The following is a 26,579-nucleotide window of genomic DNA, read 5'->3' on the forward strand; positions in this document are numbered from 1 at the left end:
CGAGGCTTGACGCCGCTGCCTCATCGCAGCGTGGCCATGTCATCGCAGCGTGACCCTTATTTGCGAATAATGCCGCAACCCAACGCAGGGCCAGCGTCGCGAGGCGGAAACGCATAATAGTCCTGCGCGTCGCGGTGTACGATCAGTGCGCGACCGACCACCGAGCGCACTCCGTCCAGCGACACGTCTGGCGACACGATGAACCCGGCCGCCACGCCGTTCGCGTCCGCGTGCAGGTTCACCAGGTCGCCTTCGAGCCGGATCCCCTGCTTCAGGCGCTCGGCCCCGGGGCTGAACACCCCGCCTGCGGCGCCCGGCGAATGGCAGTCGCCACGCTCATGGATCTGCAGCGCATGGTCGCTGTCCGGCGGCAGCCCGCTCAGGTTATAGGTCACCTGCACGCCGTCAGCATATTCGATCAACGTGACCGTGCCGCGTGCGGCGTGGCCGACCGCCGGCACGATCTGGACGTCGGCACGCTTGTCGTGCCTGCCGAAGATCGACGCACAACCGACCAGCATCACGCTGGTCACGAGCAGCGTGCTCATCGTGCCGGCAAGACGCCATCCCAATTGCGGTTCCATTCAGCCTCAGGGTACTAAACAAGCCGCAATGATACCGCGTCTGGCCCATCTGGCGAGACGGCCACCGTAAAGGATGTCACCGAGCCGCGTCAGGTGTTCTGGACGACGATGGTCGGGAACTTCGAACTCATGTCGCGCGACAGCTTCGCAATCCGGATCGCGACCTGGCGGGCAATGTCGTGATACAGGCCGGCGACGCGTCCGTGCGGGTCGGCGACTACTGTCGGACGTCCCGCATCGGCCTGCTCGCGAATGCCGATATCCAACGGCAGACTGCCCAGAAACGGCACGCCATACTGCGCGCAGAGGCGCTCGCCGCCGCCAGCACCGAAGATCGGCTCGGCGTGGCCGCAGTGGGAACAGATATGGATGCTCATATTCTCGACGACGCCTAGGATCGGCACGCCGACCTTTTCGAACATTTTCAGCCCTTTTCGGGCGTCCAGCAGCGCAATGTCCTGCGGCGTCGTGACGATCACCGCACCGGTCACAGGCACCCGCTGCGCGAGCGTGAGTTGAATATCGCCGGTGCCGGGTGGCATGTCGACAATCAGATAGTCCAGGTCGCGCCAATTCGTCTGCCGCAGCAACTGCTCGAGCGCGGACGTGACCATCGGCCCGCGCCACACCATCGGGTTGTCCTGCTCGACCAGGAAGCCGATCGAATTAGCCTGTACGCCATGGCCTTCAAGCGGAATCATCGTCTTGCCATCCTCGGACGCCGGACGGCCGTCGATGCCGAGCATCGTCGGCTGCGACGGGCCGTAGATGTCCGCGTCCAGCACGCCGACCGACGCGCCTTCGGCGGCCAGCGCCAGCGCGAGGTTCGCGGCCGTGGTGCTCTTGCCGACTCCGCCCTTGCCGGAGGCGACCGCGACAATATTGCGCACATTCGGCAGCAACTGCACGCCGCGTTGCACCGCGTGCGCCACGATCTGATGGGATACCGCCACGTGCAGATGCGCCACGCCCTGCACGGCGCGCAGCGCCTGCTCAACGCGCGCTTGGATTACCCCATACTGGCTCTTGGCAGGATAGCCTAGCACGACCTCGAGCGATACCGTGTCGCCGTCAATCACGACGTTGCGCACCCCTTTGCCCGCTGTTATCGGCTCTGCGGTATTCGGGTCGATCATGCCGTGCAGCACAGCGTCGATCTGGGCCCTGTCGATTGTCATCGTTGCTCCGTTACTTGAAGTGTTCCATCCGCTCGCCCAACACCTGCCACGTGCATCGAACCTTGCGCGCGGGGTCGCGTCGAACCTCACGCTGGAAATGGCAAAAAATGGTTGCGTGGCGTTGCCAAACGGCGCTTCACGCGACACGCTCCGCGACCAGCGGTTGTTCCGACATGGATCAGCGGCTATGCCGACATTGTAGTGGCATGAAGCCTGCCTGCGAGGCTTCGGGCGCGCCTGTCGGGAAATCGCGCTTCGATGCCACGCGCAAGCGTCGCTCCCGACGGTGTGCTGTGCACATCGGTTTAATCCATTTAACCCATGAGGTGTCATATGAACGCAAAATTCACCCTCCGCCTTCCGTTGCAATTGTCGCTCCTCGCAGTGGCGGGTGCGCTGCTGGCCGGCTGCCAGACGCCGCAAGGCGGCAACGCAGCGGTCGGTAGCGGCGTCGGCGCAGCCACCGGCGCCGGACTCGGTGCAATCTTTGGCGGCGGCAAGGGTGCGGCAATCGGCGCTGCGGCCGGCGCCGCGGTCGGCGGCATGACCGGGTATAACTGGCAAGCGATCAAGAACAAGTTGTCGGGCGCCACCGCAGGCACCGGCACCCAGGTGTCTGAGCAACCAGACGGCTCGCTGAAGGTCAATATCCCCAGCTCGATCTCGTTCGACACGAACAGCTATGCGATCAAACCTTCGTTCACACCGGTGCTCGACCAAGTGGCGCAGACCCTAACCCAGCATCCCGAGTTGGTGGCGCACGTGCTCGGCCACACCGACAGCACCGGCCAGCCGCAATACAATCAGACGCTGTCACAGGCACGTGCGCAGAGCGTCGCGCAATACCTGGCGCTGCACGGCGTTGCCGCGCAACGGTTGGCCGCCGAAGGCCGCGGCCAGTCGCAGCCGATTGCGGACAACAGCGCAGAGGCCGGCCGCGCGCAGAACCGGCGCGTGGAGATCTACCTGCGGGCCACGTCACAACCGCGCGAATGATGCAACCCTAATTTTTCCCGCCGCGATGTCAGCCGCCGCGACACGCGGCGGCAAACCGGCCGTTGTTCATTTTAAAATTCTTCGAACTCCGCAGCCGATTCGCTGTCTGTTCATATGGTACGTGGCGGCAATACCGCTGCGTTACCATTCTCCTCTTGTCGTTGTTGCTCCGGGGCTCGAAGCCCCGGTTTTTTTTTAGCATCGCGCGACCGTTCTTGCGACCGTGTCATCGCAGCCGCGCCTGCTAAAATCGGCGCTCCATCCCGTTTTTGTCGAATCAAACCCGCTATCGCCATGTCAGCTCCCGTCTCCACCGGCGTGCCACGCCGCATGCTCGTCACATCCGCGCTGCCGTACGCGAACGGCCCGATCCACATCGGCCATCTCGTTGAATATATCCAGACCGACATCTGGGTGCGCGCGATGCGAATGCACGGGCACGAGGTGTACTACGTCGGCGCGGACGATACTCATGGCACGCCGATCATGCTGCGCGCGCAGTCCGAGGGCATCACGCCGCGGCAGTTGATCGAGCGCGTCTGGCAGGAACATAAGCGCGATTTCGACCATTTCGGCATCTCGTTCGACAATTATTACTCGACGGACTCAGACGAGAACCGGGTGTTGTCCGAGACCATTTTCACCGCACTTCGCGATGCCGGATTGATCGCGGCGCGCGATATCGAACAAGCGTATGACCCGGTCAAGGAGATGTTCCTGCCAGACCGCTTCATCAAGGGTGAATGCCCGAAATGCGGTGCGAAGGATCAATATGGCGACAGTTGCGAGGTGTGTGGGTCAACGTACCAGCCAACCGAACTGGTCAAGCCGTATTCCGTGTTGTCCGGCGCGACGCCGGTGAAAAAAACCTCGACGCACTATTTCTTCAAACTGTCCGATCCGCGCTGCGAGACCTTCCTGCGCGGCTGGGTCAGCCAGCTCGCGCAGCAGGAGGCTACCAACAAGATGCGCGAATGGCTTGGCGAGGACGGCGACGCGACGCTCGCCGACTGGGACATCTCGCGCGATGCGCCGTACTTCGGCTTCGAGATCCCAGGCGCACCCGGCAAGTACTTCTACGTGTGGCTCGATGCACCGGTCGGCTACTATGCCAGCTTCAAGAACCTGTGCGAGCGTCGTGGCTTGGATTTTGAAGAGTGGGTCCGTCCGGGCTCGACCACCGAGCAATACCACTTCATCGGCAAGGACATCCTGTATTTCCACACGCTGTTCTGGCCTGCCATGCTGCAATTCTCCGGCCACCGCACACCGACCAACGTGTTCGCGCATGGCTTCCTGACCGTGGACGGCACGAAAATGTCCAAGTCGCGCGGCACCTTCATCAACGCGAACAGCTACATCACGACTGGTTTGGATCCGCAATGGCTGCGGTACTATCTCGCCGCGAAGCTTAACAGCACGATGGAGGACATCGACCTAAACCTCGACGACTTCCAGGCGCGCGTGAACAGCGACCTGGTCGGCAAATACGTGAACATCGCGAGCCGCGCCGCCGGTTTCCTGGTCAAGCGGTTTGATGCACGCGTGCAGGACAGCGCGATGAACCATCCGCTGCTGGCCCGGCTGCGCGACGCCATCCCGACGATCGCGGCACACTACGAAAGCCGCGAATACAGTCGCGCACTGCGCCAAACGATGGAGCTAGCGGACGCCGTCAACGCGTACGTGGATGCCGCCAAGCCTTGGGAACAGGCCAAGGATCCCGCCAATGCGGTGGCGTTGCACGAGACGTGCAGCGTCAGTCTCGAGGCATTCCGGTTGCTTACGCTGGCCCTGAAGCCCGTATTGCCGAAGCTCGCCGAATCGGTCGAGACATTCCTCTCAATTGAGCCGCTCAAATGGGCCGACGTCTCAGTGCCTCTATCGTCGGCGCGGCCGATCCGGCCGTATCAACACCTCATGCGGCGCGTGGACCCCAAGCAAATCGACGCGCTGCTTGCCGCCAACCGCCAGTCATTGCAACCGGCCGCGGCCACGGACACGGCCACCACCACGGTGGGCACGGCCAAGTCGTCCGGCGCCCACGACACGTCGGCAAACGGCGAGGGCTTCATCACGATCGACGATTTTGCAAAGATCGACCTGCGCATTGCGCGCATCGTCGACTGCAAGGCAGTGGAGGGGTCCGACAAACTGTTGCAACTCACCCTGGACGTGGGCGAGGCGAGCACGCGCAATGTGTTCTCCGGCATCAAGGCGGCCTACCGCCCCGAGGCGTTGATCGGCAAGCTGACCGTGATGGTCGCGAACCTCGCGCCGCGCAAGATGAAGTTCGGCGTGTCCGAAGGCATGGTATTGGCCGCATCAGCGGCGGATGAGAAAAAGGAGCCCGGCATCTACGTGCTCGAGCCGCACAACGGTGCAAAGCCCGGCATGCGGGTCAAATAGCGCACTGGTGCGCACGGCGCACCACTACTGCCGCTACTTTTTCCAAAAGCCGTCAAAGCGGCGGGTGAACTGCAGGTCCACGCCATTATAGGTGCCGGCATAGGACATGATGGCCCAGAACCGAGACAGGTTCACCGTCACCTTGAACGCGTTGTTTGTCGTCTCAATGCCTTGCTCGTAGCCGAGCACGAGCCGCTCGGTGATGGCCTTCGAGAGCGTCACCACTTGCGGGTCCGTCAGGCCGACCTCGCTTTGGCCGACCGAGACTTCGTCCAGCCCGAAGGTCTGCGCGATCCGCTTGCCAGTCGCGCTGCCAAGCAGCGCGATCGCCGCATTCATCGTGCTCTGCTGCCCAAGGTTTGCACCGGTATCGGTACCATGTCCGAGCAGCAGCCATGACAGCTTCTCGTTGTCACTCACGTTGGGCTCCGACACCAGCTTGACCTTGGACGACTGCACGGTGCCGGTCACCTGTACGCCGGCTTCGATCTCCTGGTTGCGCCGCATCGCGAGGATATTGATGCCCGGGTTGCTAACCGGCCCATTGAACGTGAAATAGCCGTTCTCGATACCCAGCTTGCGGCCAAACGCGGTATAGGTGGACCCCTCCACGACCCGCACGTTGCCCACGGCGCGCAACGGCTGGTTCGGCGCGCTAACGAGGTTGATCACGCCACGCAGTCCCAAATCAGCGCCCGCGCCGCGAAAATGACAGTCGTGGCCCAAGTCGACGTCGATGTTGGCGCGCGGTGCAAACGGGCCCGCCGGCTTGCCAGCGACAGACGACGCAGCGTGCTCGTCCTCGACCGTGCCGTCCGAGCGCACGATTACGACGTCGTCGGATAAGCTTGGCGCCGATTGCTCCGGCAAATCAAACAGTGCCTTGTTGACGAAAAACCGGCCATTGATCGCCATCCCGCCCTGCGCGCCAGCATTGGCCACCGTCGCGTCACCGGACAACGACAGCTGGCGATACGGCGACGCGAACAACTCGAGCTTGTCGGCCACAATATGCGCGCTTAAATCAGGGTTTTGTTGGTCGAGCATCACGTTGCCGGTGGCGCGCAACGTGCCTTGAGCGCCATGAAACTGGACCTGACGGAATTCGACCCGGTTTTCGGTCAGCACCACGCGCACGATACCATCTTTGAGCGTGATACCTTGGTCGACAACGGTCGCCGACAAGCCGTCGCCGGTCAGCGTGCCGGAGAGCTTCGGGTGCGATGCCTGGCCCGCGATCGCCAGCTTCAACAACATCTGCCCATCGAGCAGATAGCTGGGCCCGAGCAGCCCGCCGGTGGTCCGCAACGACGGCAGGTCGAATACAACCGCACCGTCCAACGGTGCGTCGCTGACTATCGCCGGCACGCCGTCATGCACGGCAATCGGCATGCGCAGCGTCGCGTCCAGCGTGCCAAGGCGCCCGGCCACGGCATGGACCGTTGCATTCAGACGGCGGTCCGCGGCGAAGTCAACGCGCGCCATTGCGTCGCTGATGCCCAGCGCCGCCATGCCACGTCCCGCATCGATCGTGACGTCCCCCGAGCGCCGCTTGATCTGCGCATAGCCCGCGGCACGCTGCCCGAACGACACGTCCCACTGCGCATCGAACACCAAATCGGTTCTAAACGACGCCTGCTGGTGCGTGGGTGGCTCGCAAAGCTGCAACAGTCGCGCCACGTCGACATGCGTTAGCGAGCCGCTCGACTGCAAGCGCCCACCCGCATACTGGAACGACTTCAAATCCAGCAGCGCGCGCGCCACGCTCAAGCGCGTGGCGCCGATTACCCAATGCCCGGCGCTAGCGCTCACGGTCGCTGGCGCGGCCAGCTTGATCTCGGGCAGGCCGCGGTTTTCTAGTTGGCTGATCGTGCCATTCCAGCCGATGCCGCCCCGCGCGTCGGTCAGCTTGCCGCTCGCCGCCACATTGAAATCGACCGGCTGTCCCCCGACGCTGCCGCTCCCGCTAGCAACCAGCGTGTGGTGCGCGCGCACCCCGTCCAGCCGTAGCGACAGCGCATTGAGTCGCACCTGCGGCGTGGTTACCGCTCGCGCGTCAACAGTGGCAACCATCGCGCCCTGCGCCCCGTCGCGCAACTCGACACGGCCCGCGGCATGGCCGATCCGGTTGCCGCCCATGACCACGCCGTCTGCCTGATAGCTGGCGACCACATTCGGATGCGCGAGAGAGCCGGTCACGTCGCCATTGGCGCGCGCTGCGCCGGCAATGCCAAAGCCAAGCTGCTCTAGCGCGGGCGCATCGACATGGAATAGCAACCGGTCGCCGGCCGCGCCGAAGCTACCGCGTAATTGAACGTCGTTGCCGGCCACGCTCACGCGCACATCACTGGGCAGGATTCGCGTGCCGGCCAGCGCTAGCGTACCGCCGCCGCTCAGCGGCAAGCCGTTGTAGACGCTGTCGCGCAACGCAAAGTCGGCCTGGACGGTCAGTGCCGGCGTCAATGCGCCTTTTGCGTTGAGCGTGCCGGTCACGCGTGCAGCGAGCCGCTGGGCAGCCCCCTTGCCAGCGGCGCCGGCAGCCTTGCCCGAACCGCTGCCGGCAGTCTTGGACGCCATGCGGCTGACATTGTGCTGAACCGGCTGGCTCGTGCGGCCTATCTGCAGGCTGTCACGCGCCAGCAGCGCGAACGGATCGAGCGCCGCCAGCGTAGCCTGCAATTCGTAGCTGCCGTGCCCATCGCGACGCAGCACGCCGGCAAGCTCCGCGTACCCATCGCCCGCCGTCAGCCTCATGCGCTCAAGCGCGACCTGCCTGGGACCGATCGCGACGGCCCCCTGCACCCGCAGCTTGGCATCAGCGTCCGCCAGATTAACCTGCACCTGCTGGCGACCGGCGTCGAGCTCGATGCCGATAGGTCCGGCGAACCGGGTCGCGCGCAACGTGGCGCTCAACACACTCAGGTCCAAGCCAGACGTACGCAACTGAACACGGCCGCGGCCATGCTCCAGCGCGCCCGCTCCGCTCACCGTCGCACCGCCGAGCAGACGGACCTTCAGCGCGGAGATGGCTTGCCGGCCCGCGTCCAGACTCACGTTGGCACGCGCGTCGATCAGCGGCAGGTGGTGCTGTGCGGGCAGTCCGGGCATCGCATTGACGACGGATACTTCACCGGCAACGACCAGCGGCATGCCGGGGGCAGCGGCGTCACGCGCCTGCGCGGTCGGCGCGGGCTCGACCGGCCGCAAGCGGACGCGTACCGACAGGTCCGCATGCGGCGCGCCCGGATTAAAGGCCCGTGGATCGAGATGGTCGGCATCGAGCGTGACGACCTTCAGCGGCACGTCAGCAAATGGGGTAGCCTCCACGTGCGCGGCTCCGCTCAACGGCATGCCGTTCGCCTGCACACCATTCGCCTGCACGTCGGCGACGAGCGCCTGCAGCGAACCGGACACCTGCATGCCAAGCCGCATCTCATGCCCGCCAAACTGGCCTGCCAGCCCTGCATCGCCACGCACGGCGAACGGCCGTACGCCGTCCAGCGCCACGTCCGCATGAAGCGGCCCATACGGTGTCTGCAGCCTGTCGAGCACAAGATGATGGCGCCGCCCGTCGCTACTGCCGTGCGCGTGCAACGCCGATAACTCGATCGTCGATCCCGGCTCGTGCAGGCGGATCGCAGCCACGTCCAGCGAATGGATCTGCAGTGGCAGCGGCACAGTCAACCGCTGCGGCAACGTCGCACGCGTGGCGGGTTTGCCGGCCGGGGCAAGCCGAGCATCGACAGCGCCAATTCGTAGCGATTGGACGGACAATCGCCACGGTAAAAGCGTCACCCTCCACTGTCCGTCGATCCGATCGAGCCAGATAGCCGTGCCCGCGTGCTGCCATCTGACGTCGCGCGCGCGCAGTCCGTGCGCAAGCGTGCCCCCGTCAAGTGTCCCGGAGAACGCACCCGCTGTGACCCGAGTCGCGATTTGCCACAGCGCGCGTGTGCCCGGTTCGGTCTGCACGGCCACCAGCAGCGCGACCACCACCAGCACAAAACCAAGCCCCAGGACGCTGGCCCAGCGCAGCGCGCGCCGGCCGCGGCCACGCCGGGCTGGCGCGCGATCGCCGTGCTGCCCGGCAGCACCACCCGCGTGCAGCTCGTCGCCGGGGCGGGAGGGTTCATGGTCGGCAGACTTATGGTCGTCGTCGCTCATGCGTCAAGTATCGGGTAGTGCCGTAAGGTGATCAAAAATCAGAATGCGATGCCCAGGGTCAAATAGGGGCGCCAGCTATGATTGCGCAGGCCATACGTGAGATCAACATTGATCGGCCCGACGGGGCTGCGCCAGCGTGCGCCGACGCCCACGCCCTGGTAAAAAATCTTCTCGGTCCAGTTGTCGGTCGCCGTGCCGATATCCCAGAAGGCCGCCGCGCCCCAGTCGTGGTTGATCCAGTGCTGGTATTCGGCGCCGCCGCTGAGCAAATATTTGGTCGGCAGCACCGAGCCACCCACATTATTGCCAATGCTGTCATAGCCATAGCCGCGTATCGTCTCCGTGCCGCCAGCGCGAAACAGCAGCGATGCTGGCACGCCGCGCGAGCCGCCAGCCGTGAATACGCCACCGGCTTGCAGCCGCAGCAGCACGATGTCGCGCCGGCCGATCGGCACGTACTGCCGTGCGTTCGCGTAGGCCCGCCCGAATGTCTGATCTGTCATCACGCCCTTGATCGCCAAACCGGCCTCCAGGCGCAGCAGGTTGCCCGCTCGCGGGAACACCGGATCGTCGACGTTGCGCCGGGTCCACAACCACGCCGGCACGAGCGCGCGGCTCACGGTGGGCCCGGCGCTATTCTGGTCCAGACGATCCAGGTAGAACAGCACCTGGTAGTTGTAGTCGATATTCTGCGACGTGCGCGTGCGCTGCGCGCCAACCCGCACGCTATGGATATCGGTGCCCGACACGTCGGTACGCGTGTACGAGCCGAGCAGCGTGTTGGTCCACGCGCGCGGTCCCGGCGGCATCGACAGCTGCACCTGCCCATACTGCTGCGTCTGGTCCAGCCGGCCCGAGAAGCTGAAGGGCCAGGCAGCGCCGAACATGTCCAGGTACGAGTATGCCCCCTGGATGTGTCCGCCGGTATCGGACGAATAGCCGATGCCGGTACGCACTGCGTTGTACTGGTATTCGCTGACCTTGACGTGCACGGGCGTGTGCCGCGGCTTGCTCACGTCGTCATCGACCGAGATGCCGACGCTGCCATAGTACGGCGTGTTCTGCACCTGCCGCTGCAGCTCGGCGATACGCTCGGCGCTGTAGATTTCGCCGGCACTCAGCGGGTTGACGTTCGTGATAATCGATTGCGGATAGCGCCGCGTGCCAGATACGTCAAGCGGCCCGAGGGTAAACGTCGGCCCGCTCTCATACGTGATACTCAATCGCGCCTCGTGGGTACGCGGGTCGATCCGCGCTTGCGAATGTACGATCGTCGCGCCCAGGTAGCGGTATGACTGCAGCGTCTTGAGCGAGGCCTGCTTGGCGCCGTCCCACGCCGCCTGCGTGAACGGCTCGCCGCTCGTCAGCCCGAACGCGCTGCGTACCGCCTTTTTCTGTTCGGGCGCCTCGGTCAGCATCGGCCCAGTGAACGACAACTCGACCGCCGCCACGTGCGTGCGCGGGCCCGGCTCCACATGAACGGTCACCGCGCGGCGCTTGCCGGCGCGCACGTCGGTGCGTACCACCGGCTCGAAATACCCTTCAGTGGAGAGTAGGTCGCGCACTTGCTGCGGTACCGCCGTCACGAGAAACTCGAATTGCTCGTCCGAGATGTCATGTCGTTTGGCAAAACGCGACACATCCAGGTGGGCGCGCAGCAGCTTGCGCAGCAAATAGGACGGCGCATCAATCTCCACGTCGTACTTGGCCAGGGCGACGCCAGGTGCCATCAGTGGCACGATCATTGCAGTGCATTGCAGCGCCCAACGCGCCGCGTGCACTCGCGTGTATATTGCTCGCGCGCGCCGCACGACGCCGCAAGGCAGCCCAGGGGAACTACGTGGCAAATCGAACTCCGTCGAGGAACATGGCGGTCAACGTCGCAGCGGCGGTGGTGCGAACCGACAAACCCATATTGGAACATATCACACGCGCCAGGCACTCAGGCATGAATGACGCAATGCGCTGGCGCAGGCCGGGTTGCGCCATTGGAACGGCAGCCCGCCCCCTTTGTTCCGGGCCCGGAAGCTTGCGGTAAAATCTGGGATCGGATTTTTTGGTTCGCGGAGTATTGTCATGTATCAGTCGGACATCACCCAATTCCTGACCCAGCTCAAGCAGCAGCATCCGGAACTCGAGGAACAGCAACGCAACGGCCGCGCACTGCTGTGGGACAAGGCGCCGATCGATCTGGACGAGCGCACGCGCCAGCAACAGGCACGTGTGCCACAGACGCCCTACGTGTACTACCAGCATTTCTGACGTGAGCGCCGTTCCGGCACCGGACGAGCCGGGCCAGCAGGCATCCGCGGTCGCACTGTGTGCGCCCACCACCGACTCGACGCCGGGCACGGTTGACGGCGTCGCGTTCGCTCGCCTATACGGCGAGCCGCTGTTCAAGGTGCCGCAGGACCTGTACATCCCACCGGACGCGCTTGAAGTCTTTTTGGAAGCATTCGAGGGTCCGCTCGATCTGCTGCTCTACCTGATCCGCAAGCAGAATTTCAACGTGCTCGACATTCCGATGGCGGACGTTACCGCGCAGTATTTGGGCTACGTCGAGCAGATTCGCACGACGAACCTGGAGCTGGCGGCCGAATATTTGCTGATGGCGGCCATGCTGATTGAGATCAAGTCACGGATGCTGCTGCCGGTGAAAAAGGCCGACACCGGCGAGGATGCCGAAGACCCGCGCGCCGAGTTGGTACGCCGGCTGCTTGAGTATGAGCAAATGAAGCTTGCCGCACAGCAGTTGGACCGCCTGCCGCAGCACGGCCGTGACTTCCTGCGCGCGCAAGTGTATATCGAGCAAAATCTGGCGCCACGCTGGCCGGACGTCAACGCGGATGACCTGCGCGGCGCGTGGGCCGACGTGCTCAAGCGCGCCAAGCTCGTGCAGCATCACAAGATCACCCGCGAGGAACTGTCGGTGCGCGAGCATATGAGCCAAATCCTGCGCAAGCTGCAGCACGCGCGTTTCATGGAATTCACCGAACTGTTCGATGTATCGCGTGGCGTGCCCGTGGTGGTCGTCAACTTTATTGCGATGCTGGAGCTGTCCCGCGAATCGTTGCTCGAAATCACGCAGGCCGAGCCGTTCGCACCGATCTACGTCCGGCTGGCGTACTCACCGACCTAAGGATCCGCTCAGCGATCCTTTTTCGCTACATGAAAGTCATTAGCTCGATCAACGAATTGCGCGACCAGCTGCGCGGGCAGAACCGCGTCGCGTTCGTGCCTACAATGGGCAACTTGCACGAAGGGCACCTGTCGCTGATGCGCCTGGCGCGCCAGCACGGCGACCCCGTGGTCGCCAGCATCTTCGTGAATCGGCTGCAATTCGGGCTGAACGAGGATTTCGACCAGTATCCGCGCACGCTCGAGACCGACATCGACAAGCTGCAGCGGGAAAACGTCTACGTGCTGTTCGCGCCGACCGAGCGGGACATGTACCCGCGTCCGCAGGAATATCGCGTGCACCCGCCGCATGATCTGGGCGACATTCTCGAGGGCGAGTTCCGGCCAGGGTTCTTTCACGGCGTCTGCACGGTTGTGATGAAACTGATGTCGTGCGTGCAGCCGCGCGTCGCAGTGTTCGGCAAGAAAGACTACCAGCAGTTGATGATCGTGCGGCAGATGTGTGAGCAATTCGCGCTGCCCGTCGAAGTGGTCGCCGCCGAGACGGTGCGCGACACGGACGGGCTCGCGCTGTCGTCACGCAATGTGTATCTGACGCCCTCGGAGCGTGCCGAGGCGCCCACCCTGTATCGCACACTGCAGCACGTGCGCGACAGCGTGCTCGCGGGTCGCCGCGATTTTGCTAAGATCGAGCTAGCCGCGCTCGAGACGTTGATCGAGCGCGGCTGGAAGCCCGATTACATTGCGATTCGCAAGCGCGCCAATCTGCGCTCGCCACAACCGCACGAAGGGCATGAACCGCTGGTCGTGCTCGCTGCCGCGCAGCTTGGTGCGACCCGGCTCATCGATAACCTGGAAATTTGATCGTCCACGCCGATTCGCTGATCCCTTTGCTCGCGCGCCGTACCTTATTCGCCACGCACGGCGCAGTGCACACCGCAGTACCGGAGCCCCCCTTACCGGAGACCCCCATGCAACGTACGATGCTCAAATCGAAGATTCACCGCGCCACCGTCACGCACTGTGAATTGCACTATGAAGGTTCCTGCGCAATCGACGAAGCTCTACTCGAGGCCGCCAACATCGCGGAAAACGAGCAAATCGACATCTGGAACATCAATAACGGCGAGCGCCTGACCACCTACGCGATCCGCGGTGAACGGGGCAGCGGCATGATCTCGCTGAACGGGTCCGCCGCGCGCCGCGCGCAAGTGGGCGACCTCATCATCATCGCCGCGTTCGCGCTGGTCGACGACACTGACGTCCGTCATGGCTTCAAGCCAAACCTGGTATTCTGCGACGAACGCAATACGATCAAGGGCACCCGGGACCACGTACCGACGCAGAACTGGGACGCGCGCTAAGCGATGCGGCCGGGCGCCCCATGCCATCCCCGCGGCTTCATTGCTCGGCCCACGCGACGACCGACTGCCACTGCTCCAGGTCCTTGTCGACCCGGCTCGACGCCACATCCCATAACGTCAGGCCATGCGCGGCCAGTTGCACATAGTTTTGCGTATCGCGCAGGTAGCCCAGCACCGGCAGACCGAGCCCGTCGACGAATCGATGCAACTGTTCCGCCGAACGGGTGCGGGCGTCCACGCGCATGCCGACCACGCCGATCTGGATGCCGCCCTTGCGCGCGCCCTTCTCATGTGCCAGCCGCTGCAGGAAGTGCTGCGTGGCGAGAATGTCGAACATCGACGGTTGCAGCGGCACCAGCACCTTGTCGGCGACGGACAGCGCCAGGTTCAGGCGTGGGCCGTGCAAACCGGCCGGCGTATCGACAACCGCATGCTCGAATCCCTTTGGCGGCCGGGCACGGCGCTCCCCGCTCATGTCCCACGGCTCAATCCTGGGCAGCGTGTCGGGCCGCAAATCCAGCCAGGATCGCGATGATTGCTGCTTGTCCAGGTCAGCGAGCGCCACCCACTCGCCACGCCACGCGAAATAGCCTGCTAGATTCGTTGACAGCGTGCTCTTACCCACACCGCCTTTGGGATTAGCGACAACGATGACCGTCATGAATTCCCCCAGGGTCAATGGCTTGGCATAGCCGTTAGCCTATCCAATTACTCAGTCGAATCCAGGTATTATCAAAGAACTTGACTCATTCGGCACTTTTTTCAGGATGAAGGCATGATCGCCCGGCGGTCCCCTGGCGTGCGGCCCCGGCGCCGCACACGGCGCGCAAGCGGCGTATTGGTGAATCTGCTGCTCGCGCTGTCGGGCGTCGGCGCACCCGTGGCTTGCGCGGCCGCACCCGTGCAAGTGCTAGACGACAGCGGTGCGCGCGTGACATTGAATGCGCCGGCACGGCGCGTCGTGAGCCTGGCGCCCAGCATCACGGAACTGATCTACGCAGCCGGCGGCGGCAGCCGGCTGGTCGGCACGGTCAGCTTCAGCGATTACCCGCGCGCCGCTCGCGACGTGCCGGTCATCGGCAGCAACACGGCACTGGACCTCGAACGGATTGCAGCAACGCACCCGGATTTGATCGTCGTCTGGTGGCACGGCAATCCACAGCGCCAGGTCGAACGGTTGAAGTCGCTGCACGTACCGCTGTTCTACAGTGAACCGCATCGGCTGGCCGACATTAGTTCGACGCTGATCCGCTTGGGCACGCTGCTTGGCACCGAGTCACAAGCGCGCGAGGCCGCCCGGGCATTTGACACGCGTATCGCCGCGCTGCGACAGCGCTACGCGAGCCGGCCACCCGTCTCGGTTTTTTTTCAAGTATGGGATGACCCGCTGATGACGCTGAACGGCACGCATATCATCAGCGACGTGCTCTGCGTCTGCGGCGGGCGTAATCTGTTCGGCTCGCTGAACGAACGGGTACCGACGGTGTCAACCGAAGCGGTCATCGCAGTCGATCCTGACGCAATCATTGCCACGCGGCCGGAACCCGCACGGGCGCACCGGGTCGCGCACCCCACGGATCCAAGCGGCGGCGACCCGGCGCTGCGCGGATGGCGGCGCTGGCCGGGCATGCGCGTGGTCGCGCACGACAATCTGTTCACCATCGACGCAGACCTGATCAGCCGTCCCGGCCCGCGGTTAGCCGATGCCACAGCGTTGCTGTGCCAGCAGTTAGAGCAAGTCCGCCAGCGCGCCCCGTCGCGAAATCCCGCCGGCTCACGTCACCCCTAACGGTTCCAGCAGCCCAGCTCCAACGCGAAAGCAGGGCGAGCACCCGGCGGCGTAAAATCATTGGTATCGCCGCCGATGCGCATTGCAGCGACGTATGCAGCGCAGTGCCAGCTGGGTCGAGCGGCTCGATCGCCGCGGGCACCTCACCAGAAATCATCGCCATCTCGCCCACTCAGAACAGGGGCATCGCCCTGCGCCGGCGTCAGCGCGGGTATCAGCGCCTCGTGCGCGCCGTCGCGCAACAGCACCAGCGGATAGCCAAACGCGTAACTGGCAAGGGCTGGTGTCAGCACGTCACGCACGGGCCCAGCCCACGCGCGCCCCCGCCCGTCGATCAACAATGCGTGCGTTGCAAACCGCCGTGCCAGCGTGAGATCGTGGCACGAGAACACCACTGTACGGGGCGCGACACCGACCCATTTCGCCAGCAATGCCACCGCATCAATCTGGTGGTGCAAATCCAGATGCGCCAACGGCTCGTCCAGCAACAGCAGCGGCACCTCCTGGCAGAGGGCAGCGGCAAGGGCCACACGTTGCCGCTCGCCGCCGGACAGCGACAGCACGTCGCGCATGGCAAACCCGGCTAGGCCGACCGCCGCCAGCGCCTCATATGCTGCGGCACGATCCACGTCGCGCTCCCAGCCCCAGCCCGACAGGTGGGGATAGCGTGCTAGCAGTACCGTATCGAGGGCCGTTGCGCTGAACGCATCGTGAAGCTGCTGGGTCATCCACGCCCGATGCCGCGCGAGCCGATGGACCGGCCACTGGGCGAGCGGCACGCCATCGAATGCGACGCTGCCGCGCGTAGGGGGACGCAATCCGGCGAGGGTCATCAACAAGGTCGACTTGCCGGCGCCATTCGGTCCGGCAATGCACCACAGCTCGCCGGGTTCGAAGCACTGCGACAGCGCGTCGAGCAGCGTGCGGCCGCCCACCTGCAGTGTCAGGGTCTGTACGCTCAACGGCGCCGGCCCCGGTCCCAACCCACCCGCCCGATTCATCGCCTGCTTCATCACCTGCGCCCCAACAGCATCCAAAGGAACAGCGGCACACCGACCAACGCGGTCACCACGCCCACCGGCAATTGCGTCGGCGCGAAGGCACTGCGCGCGACCAGGTCCGCACCCATCACGGCGGCGCCGCCGCCGAGCATCGACGCGGGCACCAGCATACGCTGGTCGTTGCCCCATGCCAGCCGCACCAAATGCGGCACCACTAGACCGACAAAACCGAGCGTGCCGGCCGTGGTAACGGCCGCCGCCGCGGCCAACGACGCCATCACATAAACGCGCGCGCGCAACACCACGACCGGCACGCCCAACGCCTGCGCAAACTGGTCGCCGCGGGCCAGCGCATTGAGTTGGCGCGTGGCCGGCACGCATGAGGCGACCAGCATCGCCAGCACGGCCAGCGCGAACCACGGCATGCCGGCGCCGTTCAAATCGCCTTGCAACCAGAACACGATGCCGCGCAATGCGCGTTCGGGACTCAACGTCATCATTAACGCGGTGGCCGCACTGAAGCCCGCAGCCACGACGACGCCGGTCAGCAGCAGCCGCGGCGAGGCGTCGCGCGGCTCACCCAGCCACAATGCGCGGCGTACAAGGCCGAACACAATGCCCATCGACGCCAGCGAGCCGGCGAACGCGGCCACCTGCGTGCCCCACCACGGCACGCCCAGCAACATTGCGGCCACCGCGAATGCCGCCGCGCCGCCCGATACGCCGAGCACGTACGGATCGGCAAGCGGATTGCGCAACAGCACCTGCAGCAACGCGCCGGCCAGTGACAGCAGCGCGCCGCAGGCAAAGCCCGCGAGCGCGCGCGGCAGTCGCAGCGTGCGCACGATATCCGCGTCAAAGCCGGGGCTGCCGGCCAACGCGGCGAGCACACGCGCTGGCGCGATCCGCACGCTGCCCGTGGCAAGCGAGATCACCAGCAGCAAGCCGGCGGCGGCGGCCAACGCGAGCCAGATCGCTGCCGCGCGGCGCGGCGACATCGGGCGAGCGCTGCGGCTAGACGCCGCGCCCATGGTTCGCGCGCCCCGCACTATTGCTGCTGCCAACCAAGCGTGAGATACGCGCCACGCTTTGGCGTGTTGTACGTATAGAGCGTCTCATAATCTTTATCGAACAGGTTCTCGACGCGCGCCGCAACATACCACGACTGAGTGATATTGTATCGGGCACTCAGATTGACCACGCCATATCCGCCCAGCGGCTGGCTGTTGTCGTGGCGCGCGCCAGTCAACAGCCATTGCCCGCCAAGCCGCCAGCCGTTGAAGCCGTGGTTCGCCGACACGGTGGCAAAGCGACGTGGCCGCCGCGTCAAATCCCGATCCGAAACCTCATCGACGGGATGCTGGAACGTGAAGCTGGCACGCACATCGGTACGGCCCACCTGGCCCGACCATGAGGCCTCGATACCCTGGACTTTTGCCCGACCCACGTTCTGTGCAACATACCGCCCATGGTCCGCAAGCGCAAACTGGATCAGATTCCGATAGCGGGTCTGGAACGCGGTGACGCGCGCCACGCCAAACGCCGGCGACGCATATTGCAACGCTGCTTCGAGCGAATGCGCCTGCTCCGGTTTCAAGCTCGGATCGCCGAAAAAGGGAAAATACAGGTCGTTGAAGGTCGGTGCGCGAAATGCATCGGAATAGTTGACGATGGCCTTCCAGTGATCGGTGAATCGGTAGCCATAGCCGACGAAGTAGCTGTTGGCGCCGCCGAAATCTGAATACTGATCGCGCCGCAGGTTCAGCTGCACCTCGTTGCGGCCCAGCTCGCCGTTATAGCCGACGTAGCCGGAATTCACGCGCCGCGCGGGCGTGGTGAAGTCCGACGCGTCCAGGTCCTGATTGACGTGCTGGTAGCCGAACACCAGCTTGTGGCCGGCGGCGATAGCATAGTCGTTCTGCCAGTCCAGCTGGTCGTTTGTCGTGTCGTAGCGGCTAGTCTGCCACCCGTTCACGAGGATCTGCGAGCGGTCGGTGCCCTGCGCGACGCTCAGATGCGTGCTCCAACGCTCGGTCGGGCTGCCATTAACGAATACGGAGACTTGCCCGACGCGATCTCGCTCTTCATTCAAGTTTGTTAGCATGCCGAACGGATTATCGAAGCTGGTCTTCGAGAATGATTGAAAGTAGCGGATGCCCGCGTCCCAACCCGGACTGAAGCGGTGCTTCAGCGACGCGCTCACGCTCTCGTTGAACGTGCCGTTCGCATTCGGATTCACCGGGGCCCGGTTTGGATCGATCGAAGAAAAACCCTCCGTCTTCATGCGCGACGCATCGACGCTGAACGTTGTCGCACCGGCCGCGTCGAGCGCCCCGTTCACGCCCGCATGCTGGCGCTGCGTGCGATAGCTGCCATACTCGCCATTCAGCGTGACGCGCGGCGGCTCATTGCCGCCGGCATGCGTAAATACCTGCACGACACCGCCAATCGCACTCGATCCGTACAGCGCCGACACGTTGCCGTTGACGACCTCGACGCGCTCGACCTGATCCAGTGGAATCTGAGCGATTTGCGTCGCGCCCAGCGCCGCGGAATCCACGCGCACGCCGTCGATCATCACCAATGTCTGCGCGATCGGCGCGCCGCGCATGAACAGCCCCGCCGCCTGGCCCGCGCCACCGTTACGGGTAATCTGCACACCCGGCGCAAATTGCAGCAGCCCGGCTAGATCCGTCGCGCTGCTGTCCTCGATGGCACGCCGGTCGAACAGCGTCGTTTGCGGCAGCGCGTCCGGCAACGCCTGCGCATTGCGCGCGGCGCTCACCACAATCGGCACCAGCGCGCCGCTCTGCGCCGCGTCATCGCCGACGCGAGACCCGGCTTCGGTTGCCGGAAAGCCGGTGCTCATAGCAGTGCCAACGTTCGCCGCAGTGTTGGTGTGTGCCGCAGTGTTGGTGTGTGCCGCAGTGTTGGTGTGTGCCGCAGTGTTGGTGTGTGCCGCAGTGTTGGTGTGTGCCGCAGTGTTGGTGTGTGCCGCAGTGTTGGTGTGTGCCGCAGTGTTGGTGTGTGCCGCAGTATCGGTGTGTGCCGCAGTATCGGTGTGCGCTGCCGTGCCAGTGTGTGCCGCAGTGTCGATGTGCGCTGCCGTGTCGATGTGCGCCGCAGCGTGGGCATTCTTCACTGGATCGACGTGGGCCGCCATGCCGGAGCGCGTGACAGGACCGAGGTCACGGTCTGCGCGCGAACCTGTCCGGCGGTCATCGTCGATGGTCTGGACAAGCTGCGCCGTGGCGACGTGCGGCAAGCTGGCGAACGCGAGCAGCGCTGCCGCTGCAATAGGCGTACGCATGGTGTTTTCCTTGTTGTGCGACTGCACGACGCCCGTCCCCCGCGGGCCACGCGCTACCATGAAGCGCGGCGCGGCAATCCACGGCCACACCCTGCGCTTCGCGCTCTCGGCCGGTATCCGGGCTGGCGACGCATCGGCCCGGCCTTCCCACGCTCTACGCGCAGTGGCACGCACCGCCGCACGCTGGTGCAGGTGGCGGTGGGCGGTTCGATGTGCAAAAAAAGCGGGTCGCTTACCGTTGCGGGGACAGCACAGGTTGGCCAGTTCATGGCGAACTTCGCTCCCTGTTTCCCGTTTAACCCCGCGCGTGAACCGTGCGCATGGGCACCGAAAGTGCCGCAAGTGTAGGTAGCGCCATGCGGGGCGTCAATGGCCGAAACACGCCACTGTTACGTCTGGATACGAGCTAGGGCATCGAGCGCCAGCAGAACCGCGCTAAAATGCCGGTTCTGCAGAGGACGCAACGATGCTCACCGAACTTGAAAATTTGTCCCAGAACATCGGTCGACTGGTCGAGATCAGCGACCGGAACCGTCAAGCGCGGCTAGTCGTCGAACAGCAACTCGAGGCCGCGCGTGCGCAACGCGACGCGCTGCGGGCACAACTCGAACAGGCGCAGCGCGAGCGCGACGCGCTGCGCATCGAACGCGACACGTTGTCCGCGAAGATCGACGATGCCCAGGTCCGCTTGAACGCAATCCTGGAGAAACTGCCGCACACGCGACTGCCGGATCCCCCGCTCGATGTGCAGCCATCGCAAGCCGGTGACATGCCATCGCTCGCGTCTGGAGACGATCGCCAAGGAGAAACCGCATGACGACAAAACAGATCGACGTGTCGATTCTCGGCCAATCATATCGGCTCGCTACCTCGTCCGAAAACGAGCCCGCGCTGCGCGAGGCGGCCGAGCGCGTGGACCGAGAAATGAACAAGGTCCGCGCCACGAGCAGCGTGCGCGGTCAGGACCGGATCGCGGTGATGGCTGCCCTGTCGATCGCCTCCGAACTGCTGCAATTGCAAAAGAGCGTGCGGCACGGTGAAGCATTCCCCGCGGAGGAAATCCAGCGTACAATGCGTCAAATGAATGATCAGCTCGCGGCAGTCATCCGCCAGCATGATTTGACGCAAGCATAGACTGCGCCACGTTGCGTGGCTTGTGCAGCCTACGGTTCACGAGCGATACGGCTCATACGTTCTTTTTGGCTTCCCTGCCTGGTTCGCCAAGGTCATAGATTCCTTGAACCAATGCCATGTGCACGGTTGCGGAAATTTGTAGCATGGGCGTGCGCGTCACTGTGTCTGACGTACCCGAAGTGCTGCTAACTGCGACCAATTCTGAACCTTAGGTTCAGGATGCCGGCCTAGCGGCCAAGGCGGGGACCTTATTCAGCGGCATCGAACCTTAAGTTCGATGCCGTTTTTCATTCGAGCGTCTCCCACGGTGATGCACTACTGGCTGATGAAGTCCGAACCCGACGAAGCGAGCATCGACGATCTCGCCGCGTCCCCTACCCGCACGTTGCCGTGGACCGGCGTGCGCAACTACCAGGCACGTAATTTCATGCGCGACGGCATGCAACCCGGCGATGGCGTGCTGTTCTATCACAGCAGTTGTGCCGAACCGGGCATCGCGGGCCTGGCTGAAGTCGCCTCCGGTCCGTATCCGGACCCGACACAATTCGATGCCACCAGTCCTTACTATGATCCCAAGTCGCGTCGCGACGCACCACGTTGGCTACTGGTCGATGTGCGCTTCGTCAAGAAGCTGCGACTGATTCCGCTGGCCGAGTTGCGCACGCACGCGGCACTGGCGGACATGCGGGTGCTGGCGCGCGGCAACCGTCTGTCGATTACGCCGGTTACGCCCGGTCAATGGCGCTATATCACCGACACGCTGGCTAAGGCCGGATAGCGAGATCGCGAGGCACCCCGTCCTCTCAAAACCGGTGCGGTGCGACCCCGCCTTTGTTTCGTGGAACTTCGCATTGCACGTGTTCAGCTCATAGCGCACCGGCCGCCGCACGTATTGCCTAGTAGAGCACAGTCCGTCGCATGGGTTGCGACGGAGCCGACAACCTCGTTGGGAGCCTAAGAAAATGATCGATCAATCCATACCCTCGCGGCACATCGCGCGTCGGATGCGCGGCATCGCGGCTGCAGGCGCGCTTGCGAGTGTTCCGCTGACGCTAAGCTTGGCACCCGGCGCCGCGCTTGCGCAGGCCGCGCCAGTGGTACAGCCGTCCGGCGTGCTGTCGCTGAGCACCGAGCAAAGCATCGACGTGCAAGAGGACATCGTGCGCATCACACTGTTCTATGAGCAAGAGGGCCAGGATGCTGCCACCCTGACCCGGGCGCTGAACAAGCGCGCCGACGATGCGCTGCGGCAGGCGCGTAGCGACAGCAACGTGACCGTGCAAACCGGCGCCTTCACGATCTATCCGTCGACTAACCGCGACGGCAAGATCGCCGCCTGGCGCGGTCGAACTGAGATCGTGCTCGAATCGCGCGACTTCGGTGCTGCGTCGCGGCTCGCGGGCCAGTTGAGCAATACGATGCAAGTGGACAATGTGGCGTTCTCGTTATCGCCACAGGCGCGCCGCGACGCACAAACCAAGCTGACCTCGGGTGCCATTGCGGCGTTCCGCGACCAGGCGCAAGCCGCCGCGCAGGCGTTCGGCTATAGCGGCTACACGATCCGGGAAGTGCACATCAACCGGGGAACCGGCGGTGGCCCGCGACCGTTCATGATGATGGCCGCGCCCGCGAGGGCCGAAGCGAAGGCCACAGCGCCGCTGCCGATTGAGGCGGGCAAGCGTACGGTGACGGTCGACGTATCCGGTTCAGTCCAGATGATGCGCTGAGGCTGACGCATCATCGCCGGCCGGCCGTTGCCCGCCCCCGCCGCGCACGCGTGTCGCGGCGCCGGCGAGCGGGCGTGTGCGGTGCGCGGCGTGCGTCAGCCGGCCGATTCCGCCGAGCGGGCACTGCGCAAACGCGCATCCCGCTTATAGGAACAGACGAGCAACAGTGCGCCGGCAACGATCATCGGCAAGGAAAGCCACTGCCCCATCGACAGATTGAACGCGAGCAATCCAAGAAAGTCGTCCGGCTCGCGCGCGAACTCGACCGTGAAGCGCGCCATGCCGTAGCCGAGCAGGAAGAGCGCCGAGGCGGCGCCGATCGGACGCGGCTTGCGCGTGAAGCACCCAAGCACGACGAACAGCACACCGCCCTCCAGGGCGATCTCGTAAAGCTGTGATGGATGGCGTGGCAGCATCGAGTAGCGCTGGAACCCTTCCAGCAAGTGCCATTGCGCAGCTTGCAGCGGATGCGACGCGAGCCACCCCAGGTCTTCATTGACTGCGCCGGGGAATCCCATCGCCCACGGGGCATCCGGTGCCGTGACGCGCCCCCACAGCTCGCCGTTGATGAAATTGCCGAACCGTCCGGCTGCCAACCCCGTCGGCACCATCGGCGCGACGAAATCGGTGACCTGCAGCCACGTGCGGTTGCGTTGGTACGCAAACACGACCATCGCGAGCGTCACGCCGAGGAAGCCACCGTGGAACGACATCCCGCCTTCCCAAACCTTGAAGATGTCAGCTGGATGGGCCAGGTAGAAGTCGGCCTTGTAAAACAGCACATAGCCGAGACGGCCGCCGAGGATCGTGCCTAGCACACCATAAAATAGTATGTCGTCGATGTCGCGCACCGTCCAGCCTTGCGCCGCGACATGCGGCAGGCGCAGCCGCAACCGGCCGACAACGATCGCCGCGATGAACGCGACCAGGTACATCAACCCGTACCAGCGCACCGCGAGCGGACCGAGGTGGATCGCGACGGGGTCGAAATTCGGATGAATCAGCACGATAGGAATCTAAGGTCAGTGGGAGGTCAAGGGATCGATAGCGCATGCGCGCGCACGACGTCGATGAAGCCCGCCAGTACCGGGCTGACGTCGCCCGTGCGCCATACCAGGCCCGTTTCGATGACCGGCAGCGCACCGCGCAGCGCCCGATAGACGACGCCCGTGCGCCGCAGGTTGTAAAGCGATTGCGGTACCAGCGCGACGCCCATGCCGGCCGACACGAGGCTGACGATCGTCTGCATCTGGATCGCTTCTTGGCCGATCCGCGGCACAACGCCCGCAGCCTTGTAGCAGCCCATTATGATGTCATAAAACGCGGGGGCCAAACGCCGCGGGAAGATTATCAGCGGCACGTCGGCAATCCGCGCCAATTCGATTTCGGCCTGATCGTGCGCCGTATCCAGCGCCTGGGCCTGGTCGTACGCCGTGTCCAGCGTCTGGGCCAATTCACACGACATGGCAACGATCAATGGCTCACGCGCGATCGGCAAATAGGACAGTGCAGCCGCGTGACGGGGCGGAATCGGCGGGATTACGATGCCCGCGTCGATGCGTCCGGCCACCAGTTCGTCAATCTGCACGTCGCTGGTCGCCTCGAGCAACTGGAGCCTGACGCGCGGAAAACGTTCGCCGAATTGCCGCAACAGGCCGGGCAGCAGCCCATAGTCGGCGCTCGACACAAACGCCAGCGCGAGCACCCCGGTCTCACCCTGCGCCAGACTGCACGCAAGCGGCGCCAACGCATCGGCAGCGGCCAGCACCCGCCGCACTTCGGGTAGCAGCGCGGCGCCCACCGGTGTCAACTCGACCGAGCGCTTGGTGCGCTCGAACAGACGCACGCCGAGCGCGTCTTCCAGCAAGCGAATCGCCTGCGACAGCGGCGGCTGTGTCATCGCGAGCCGGGCCGCCGCCCGGCTGAAGTGCTGCTCCTCGGCCAGCGTGACAAAGTAACGCAATTGGCGCAAATCGAAGGACATACGGATATGCAGGGTGGGAATTGATACATTTTACGACTTATTTAGCTTCAAATAATATATTGGACATTTGATTCGCGCCACTGCATGCTGTCACGCCAAGCTACAGGAGGTTCCCCACCATGCCGTACAATCGTCGTTCAAAGCACATCACTCAAGGCGTCGCGCGTGCACCCAACCGCTCGATGTATTACGCGCTCGGCTATAAGAAGGAAGATTTTGACAAGCCGATGATCGGCATCGCCAACGCTCACTCAACGATCACGCCGTGCAACGCGGGGCTGCAACGGCTCGCCGACGCGGCAGTCGGCGCGATCAAGGACGCCGGCGCCAATGCGCAGACGTTCGGCACGCCGACCATCTCGGACGGCATGTCGATGGGCACGGAAGGCATGAAGTACTCGCTGGTGTCGCGCGAAGTGATCGCCGATTCCATCGAGACTTGCGTGCAGGGACAGTGGATGGATGGCGTGGTGGTCATCGGCGGCTGTGACAAGAACATGCCGGGGGGCATGATGGCACTGGCCCGGATGAACGTGCCAGGCATCTACGTCTACGGCGGCACGATCCGCCCGGGTCACTGGAAAGGCAAGGATTTGACGATCGTGTCGTCGTTCGAAGCGGTCGGCGAGTTTACCGCGGGACGCATGACGCAAGAGGATTTTGACGGGGTCGAGCGCAACGCATGTCCGAGCACCGGTTCGTGCGGCGGCATGTACACCGCGAATACGATGAGCTCGTCGTTAGAGGCGCTGGGCATGTCACTGCTGTACTCGTCGACGATGGCCAATCCGGACGACGAGAAGGTTGCATCCGCCGCTGAATCGGCGCGCGTGCTCGTCGAAGCGGTGAAAAACGACTTGAAGCCGCGCGACATCATCACACGCCAATCGATTGAGAACGCCGTATCGCTGATCATGGCAACCGGCGGCTCGACGAATGCGGTGCTGCACTATCTAGCCATCGCTCACGCCGCCGAGGTCGAGTGGACAATTGATGACTTTGAGCGCATCCGTAAGCGCGTGCCAGTGCTCTGCAATCTGAAGCCGTCCGGCCAATATGTGGCCACCGACCTGCATCGTGCCGGCGGCGTTCCGCAAGTGCTGAAGATTTTGCTGGACGCCGGCTTGCTACACGGCGACTGCATGACGATCACCGGCAAGACAATCGCCGACGCACTGAAGGACGTGCCGAGCCAGCCCCGCGCGGACCAGCAAGTGATCTTCCCGATCGACAAGGCGCTGTACAGTGAAGGGCACCTGGCGATCCTAAAAGGTAACCTGGCCGAGTCCGGCGCGGTCGCAAAGATCACCGGCCTGAAAAATCCCGTCATCACGGGGCCGGCCCGCGTGTTCGATGACGAGCAAAGTGCGCTCGAGGCGATTCTGGCGGACCGAATCAAGGCCGGTGACGTGATGGTGCTGCGCTATCTCGGTCCCAAGGGTGGGCCCGGCATGCCGGAAATGCTCGCGCCGACTTCCGCCATCATCGGCAAGGGACTGGGTGAATCGGTCGGGCTGATCACCGACGGACGATTCTCCGGCGGCACCTGGGGCATGGTGGTCGGCCACGTCGCGCCGGAAGCCTTCGCGGGCGGCACGATTGCGCTGGTACAGGAAGGTGACTCGATCACGATCGACGCGCATCAGCTCCTGCTGCAATTAAACGTCGACGAGGCCGAACTGGCGCGCCGCCGCGCCGCATGGACCCCGCCCAAGCCACGCTATACCCGCGGCGTGCTAGCCAAGTATGCCGCGCTCGCGCGCCCGGCCGACAAAGGCGCGGTCACCGGCTAAACCGCGCA

The 26,579-nt window shown here is 64.2% G+C and carries 22 protein-coding genes, 1 other RNA gene and 1 riboswitch; of the genes, 13 read left to right on the forward strand and 10 right to left on the reverse strand.

Annotation, left to right across the window (positions count from 1 at the left end):
- Nucleotides 1-56: 56 nt before the first annotated feature.
- Together IHE30_RS10150 and apbC are read right to left on the reverse strand one after the other, a co-directional pair.
- Nucleotides 57-584 carry a superoxide dismutase family protein gene (locus tag IHE30_RS10150; RefSeq protein WP_337690332.1) on the reverse strand — a complete coding sequence of 176 codons (528 nt, stop codon included), beginning with the start codon at nt 582-584 and terminating at the stop codon, nt 57-59.
- A gap of 89 nt (nt 585-673) precedes the next feature.
- Entirely contained in the window at nt 674-1,762 is a 1,089-nt protein-coding gene (gene apbC / locus IHE30_RS10155) for an iron-sulfur cluster carrier protein ApbC (RefSeq protein WP_337690334.1), read from the reverse strand.
- Between the two features lie 333 nt (nt 1,763-2,095).
- On the opposite strand from apbC, the gene IHE30_RS10160 reads away from it, so the two are divergent.
- Both IHE30_RS10160 and metG read left to right on the forward strand, forming a co-directional pair.
- Nucleotides 2,096-2,758 carry an OmpA family protein gene (locus tag IHE30_RS10160; RefSeq protein WP_337690336.1) on the forward strand — a complete coding sequence of 221 codons (663 nt, stop codon included), beginning with the start codon at nt 2,096-2,098 and terminating at the stop codon, nt 2,756-2,758.
- Between the two features lie 294 nt (nt 2,759-3,052).
- Nucleotides 3,053-5,167, forward strand: coding sequence for a methionine--tRNA ligase (metG, locus tag IHE30_RS10165; RefSeq protein WP_337690339.1), 2,115 nt, complete (start codon nt 3,053-3,055; stop codon nt 5,165-5,167).
- 33 nt (nt 5,168-5,200) lie between these two features.
- On the opposite strand, the gene IHE30_RS10170 is transcribed toward metG, so the two are convergent.
- Both IHE30_RS10170 and IHE30_RS10175 read right to left on the reverse strand, forming a co-directional pair.
- Nucleotides 5,201-9,331 carry a translocation/assembly module TamB domain-containing protein gene (locus IHE30_RS10170; RefSeq protein ID WP_337690341.1) on the reverse strand — a complete coding sequence of 1,377 codons (4,131 nt, stop codon included), beginning with the start codon at nt 9,329-9,331 and terminating at the stop codon, nt 5,201-5,203.
- Nucleotides 9,332-9,369: 38 nt separating this feature from the next.
- Nucleotides 9,370-11,076: an autotransporter assembly complex protein TamA gene (locus tag IHE30_RS10175; RefSeq protein WP_337690342.1), complete on the reverse strand. Its 1,707-nt coding sequence runs from the start codon at nt 11,074-11,076 to the stop codon at nt 9,370-9,372.
- A 331-nt stretch (nt 11,077-11,407) separates the two neighbouring features.
- Between IHE30_RS10175 and IHE30_RS10180 the strand changes: the two genes are divergently transcribed.
- The 4 genes from IHE30_RS10180 (at nt 11,408) to panD (ending at nt 13,833) form a co-directional block, all read left to right on the forward strand.
- On the forward strand, nt 11,408-11,593 hold the full coding sequence (locus IHE30_RS10180) for a DUF3460 family protein (protein WP_337690343.1): 186 nt from the start codon (nt 11,408-11,410) through the stop codon (nt 11,591-11,593).
- A gap of 1 nt (nt 11,594) precedes the next feature.
- Nucleotides 11,595-12,470 (forward strand): segregation and condensation protein A, encoded by an 876-nt coding sequence (locus IHE30_RS10185; protein WP_443193641.1) that lies wholly within the window; start codon nt 11,595-11,597, stop codon nt 12,468-12,470.
- A 29-nt stretch (nt 12,471-12,499) separates the two neighbouring features.
- The gene (gene panC, locus IHE30_RS10190; RefSeq protein ID WP_337690344.1) at nt 12,500-13,333 is read left to right on the forward strand and encodes a pantoate--beta-alanine ligase; all 834 of its coding nucleotides are present in this window, start codon (nt 12,500-12,502) and stop codon (nt 13,331-13,333) included.
- Between the two features lie 107 nt (nt 13,334-13,440).
- Nucleotides 13,441-13,833 carry an aspartate 1-decarboxylase gene (gene panD / locus IHE30_RS10195; RefSeq protein ID WP_337690346.1) on the forward strand — a complete coding sequence of 131 codons (393 nt, stop codon included), beginning with the start codon at nt 13,441-13,443 and terminating at the stop codon, nt 13,831-13,833.
- Nucleotides 13,834-13,870: 37 nt separating this feature from the next.
- Here the strand turns inward: panD and IHE30_RS10200 are convergent, their stop codons facing one another.
- Nucleotides 13,871-14,494: a ParA family protein gene (locus tag IHE30_RS10200; RefSeq protein ID WP_337690348.1), complete on the reverse strand. Its 624-nt coding sequence runs from the start codon at nt 14,492-14,494 to the stop codon at nt 13,871-13,873.
- Nucleotides 14,495-14,608: 114 nt separating this feature from the next.
- Between IHE30_RS10200 and IHE30_RS10205 the strand changes: the two genes are divergently transcribed.
- Complete coding sequence (locus IHE30_RS10205) at nt 14,609-15,622, forward strand: cobalamin-binding protein (protein WP_337690349.1); 1,014 nt, start codon at nt 14,609-14,611, stop codon at nt 15,620-15,622.
- A gap of 143 nt (nt 15,623-15,765) precedes the next feature.
- On the opposite strand, the gene IHE30_RS10210 is transcribed toward IHE30_RS10205, so the two are convergent.
- The 3 genes from IHE30_RS10210 to IHE30_RS10220 are packed head-to-tail and all read right to left on the reverse strand — an operon-like array spanning nt 15,766 to nt 19,492.
- A complete protein-coding gene (locus tag IHE30_RS10210; protein ID WP_337690530.1) occupies nt 15,766-16,623 on the reverse strand; it encodes an ABC transporter ATP-binding protein in 858 nt (285 codons plus the stop codon).
- Nucleotides 16,624-16,634: 11 nt separating this feature from the next.
- The gene (locus IHE30_RS10215; RefSeq protein ID WP_337690351.1) at nt 16,635-17,621 is read right to left on the reverse strand and encodes a FecCD family ABC transporter permease; all 987 of its coding nucleotides are present in this window, start codon (nt 17,619-17,621) and stop codon (nt 16,635-16,637) included.
- 50 nt (nt 17,622-17,671) lie between these two features.
- Entirely contained in the window at nt 17,672-19,492 is a 1,821-nt protein-coding gene (locus IHE30_RS10220; RefSeq protein WP_337690532.1) for a TonB-dependent receptor plug domain-containing protein, read from the reverse strand.
- Nucleotides 19,493-20,024: 532 nt separating this feature from the next.
- A riboswitch (cobalamin riboswitch) is annotated at nt 20,025-20,280 on the reverse strand.
- Nucleotides 20,281-20,399: 119 nt separating this feature from the next.
- Between IHE30_RS10220 and IHE30_RS10225 the strand changes: the two genes are divergently transcribed.
- From IHE30_RS10225 to IHE30_RS10245, 5 genes are all read left to right on the forward strand, one after another.
- Nucleotides 20,400-20,750, forward strand: coding sequence for an ATPase (locus IHE30_RS10225; protein WP_337690353.1), 351 nt, complete (start codon nt 20,400-20,402; stop codon nt 20,748-20,750).
- Complete coding sequence (locus IHE30_RS10230) at nt 20,747-21,067, forward strand: cell division protein ZapA (protein ID WP_337690355.1); 321 nt, start codon at nt 20,747-20,749, stop codon at nt 21,065-21,067. Before IHE30_RS10225 ends, IHE30_RS10230 begins: the two co-directional genes overlap by 4 nt.
- 68 nt (nt 21,068-21,135) lie before the next feature.
- A non-coding RNA gene (gene ssrS / locus IHE30_RS10235) (6S RNA) lies at nt 21,136-21,317 on the forward strand.
- 60 nt (nt 21,318-21,377) lie between these two features.
- On the forward strand, nt 21,378-21,845 hold the full coding sequence (locus IHE30_RS10240; RefSeq protein WP_337690534.1) for an EVE domain-containing protein: 468 nt from the start codon (nt 21,378-21,380) through the stop codon (nt 21,843-21,845).
- 226 nt (nt 21,846-22,071) lie between these two features.
- Nucleotides 22,072-22,794, forward strand: a complete 723-nt coding sequence (locus IHE30_RS10245; protein ID WP_337690536.1) for an SIMPL domain-containing protein — start codon at nt 22,072-22,074, stop codon at nt 22,792-22,794.
- Nucleotides 22,795-22,889: 95 nt separating this feature from the next.
- Here IHE30_RS10245 and lgt read toward each other — a convergent pair whose 3' ends face one another.
- Both lgt and IHE30_RS10255 read right to left on the reverse strand, forming a co-directional pair.
- On the reverse strand, nt 22,890-23,801 hold the full coding sequence (lgt, locus tag IHE30_RS10250) for a prolipoprotein diacylglyceryl transferase (protein ID WP_337690357.1): 912 nt from the start codon (nt 23,799-23,801) through the stop codon (nt 22,890-22,892).
- Nucleotides 23,802-23,827: 26 nt separating this feature from the next.
- A complete protein-coding gene (locus IHE30_RS10255) occupies nt 23,828-24,778 on the reverse strand; it encodes a LysR family transcriptional regulator (protein WP_337690358.1) in 951 nt (316 codons plus the stop codon).
- Nucleotides 24,779-24,897: 119 nt separating this feature from the next.
- Between IHE30_RS10255 and ilvD the strand changes: the two genes are divergently transcribed.
- The gene (ilvD, locus tag IHE30_RS10260) at nt 24,898-26,571 is read left to right on the forward strand and encodes a dihydroxy-acid dehydratase (RefSeq protein ID WP_337690360.1); all 1,674 of its coding nucleotides are present in this window, start codon (nt 24,898-24,900) and stop codon (nt 26,569-26,571) included.
- Nucleotides 26,572-26,579 lie beyond the last annotated feature (8 nt).

This window comes from Mycetohabitans sp. B46, from assembly GCF_037389205.1.
Classification (GTDB): domain Bacteria; phylum Pseudomonadota; class Gammaproteobacteria; order Burkholderiales; family Burkholderiaceae; genus Mycetohabitans.